Here is a 361-nt window from a genome sequence, read left to right as displayed (position 1 = left end):
GTATTGAACATCATCAAAACTTGCGTTTCAAAAACGTTCAATGAACTTTTATCAGCTTTCCAAATTTTTAAAGAGCGTTTTGATTATTAAAATCAAAGCTAAATGACCGCGCAATGCAGCGACTTAGCTTTGACCTTGAATCAGGTGTGTCGGAGATAAGGTGGACTGTCCTACCGTCTAACGAGAGATGGTATCCCGTACGAGATTTGAACTCGTGTTACCGCCGTGAAAGGGCGGTGTCCTAGGCCTCTAGACGAACGGGACCTTATTTCTCTTGCTCAATCAATCATACAATCTGTGTGAACACTCATTGACTCTCGTCAACAAGACAACGTCGCTTTTGGTAAGGAGGTGATCCAGC

Annotated in this window: 1 tRNA gene; it reads right to left on the bottom strand. The window is 43.2% G+C overall.

The annotated features are described in order from the left end of the window. Positions 1-188: 188 nt before the first annotated feature. A tRNA-Glu gene (locus Q4519_RS21760) sits at positions 189-264 on the bottom strand. Positions 265-361: the final 97 nt, after the last annotated feature.

The organism is Motilimonas sp. 1_MG-2023 (assembly GCF_030547455.1).
Lineage (GTDB): Bacteria > Pseudomonadota > Gammaproteobacteria > Enterobacterales > CBDFNC01 > Motilimonas.
This window is presented reverse-complemented; position numbering and strand designations above follow the sequence as displayed.